The organism is Cryobacterium sp. TMT1-3 (genome assembly GCF_004402315.1).
Classification (GTDB): Bacteria; Actinomycetota; Actinomycetes; order Actinomycetales; family Microbacteriaceae; genus Cryobacterium; species Cryobacterium luteum.
Genome location: NZ_SOFW01000028.1, coordinates 1 through 1,774 on the forward strand (window position 1 = coordinate 1; position 1,774 = coordinate 1,774).

Genomic DNA, 1,774 nt, shown 5'->3' on the forward strand with positions numbered 1-1,774 from the left:
CTAGCTTTCTTGGGGGCCAGAAGTCGGGCGTTTGTACCGAGTTTTAGGCAGCGTTAGCCATGTGGGCGTCGTTGAGGTAGCTGTCGATGTGTTCCTCGATAGTCTTCAACGCCTGGCGGAGTGGGGCTGGTGCCGGGGGCGTATTGGCGGCGATGAGTGGCCGGAGGAGCCGGTCGTGCAGCTTCGTATAGAAGATCGCGATGCGTTGTCCATCGGCGGTGAGGACGTAGGTGTTGCTGTGTTCGCGGCGTTGGATCAGGCCATTGGCGCGGAGCTTGGCGAGGTCGTAACTCATCTGGCCTGCTCTGTATTCAGTGTCAAGTAGCGGGTTCACGAGGGCGCGGAGGCTCCGGTGGGTGAATCCGAGGACGTTGATGCTGATGCAGAGAGCGCCGAGCAGCGCCACGACCCGAGGGTCGCCGAATCTGATGGCTGGAGCCCTTCTCCCGTCCGGTGTGAGTGTTGGGGATGCGACCCGCTCAAAGGCTGGGCTCGCAAGGACACAGCGCTGCCCGACACGTTCAGTATCGAGTAGTCGGGCGTTGATGTCACGGGCTTTGAGCTGCAATTCCTCCAGGTGTTCCAAGCGTCGGAGGCATTGGAGATCTCGGGGGGAGTTGATGACGGTCTCGATGCGCAGGGCTCGGCCGTCCTTGAGGTATTGCTTGATGCGGGAATGTTTGAAGAACGCATTCACAGTGACTTGGGTGCCCTCGGTCACGATCTTCGTTTTGCACGGCGTGTGGTTCACGATCGGATGCGCGCTGCGGGAATGCGGAGCGTGACCGGTGAAGAGTAACTCCACGGTCTCGGGGCGGCCGATGTCGAGGTTGTCGGCGATGAGAGATTCGAAGAACCCCCGAGCATGCCGGGGAGCGTCGAAGACAAAGGTGCGGGAAGTTTCAATCTGACGCATCGACAATTCCCACCAGTACCCGAACGTGCGGTCGTACTCATTCAACGGCAACGGCAGGAGGTCCATCCACCGGTCAAAGAACGCTTGAATGGTGACTGATCCAAGCCGGTCACAGATCGCTTGCAACGCGTCCGGGGCATCGCAGCTGGCGAAACCATTCGAGAGGGACGTGAAGCCGATTCCAGCCCGTGTGGCTTGACGTTTGGCCCACTCGTGGCCATTGACCCAGACCTTGATCGGGTAGGGGAAGTACGCGCAAATCTTGATGAACGAGGGACCAAATTCCGTGTCCCACAGGTAGAAGTAATAGCACGTGATTCGACGGTCGGCTTTCGTGAACGAGAACCACGGAACGCCGGGTCCTTCGCGTCTGTTCGCAGCGAACACATTCTGGTATTCCTGCGCGATTCCGATCGCGGCAACGCCGGAGTGACCAGTAAGTTCCTGCGCCAGGATGTGGCGGTGCATCACGTCGACTTTCCGATCGTCCTTCTTGAACGTGATCACGGGAATGTGATTAGTCTCCGCGTATTTCTTCACGTCTTGGCGGAACACGGTGCCAATCTTTTCAAGAATCGCAGGCGACGGAATCGACTTGCCCAGATGCTTGCGCATGAAGTTGATGACCTGACCGCCAACTTGCAGGATCGGAACGTAGCCGTTCAAATAGATTCGATCGAGACACTCGATTTCCAAGGCCACGTGACCATCCAGGACCTCGTTGATATTCACCATCACAACCACCCTCTTCGTGAGCGCTCATCACTAACTCAAGGATGGCCCAATACCAGGGATGACGTCATCAGGAACGTGACCATGCAGCTCGGCGGTCAGAGGAGAAACCTCACTGGGAGCGTG

The 1,774-nt window shown here is 58.1% G+C and carries 1 protein-coding gene; it reads right to left on the minus strand.

The features are described from left to right. Window positions 1–43: 43 nt before the first annotated feature. Window positions 44–1,651, minus strand: a complete 1,608-nt coding sequence (locus E3O25_RS09045) for a hypothetical protein (protein WP_166806006.1) — start codon at window positions 1,649–1,651, stop codon at window positions 44–46. Between the last annotated feature and the right edge of the window lie 123 nt (window positions 1,652–1,774).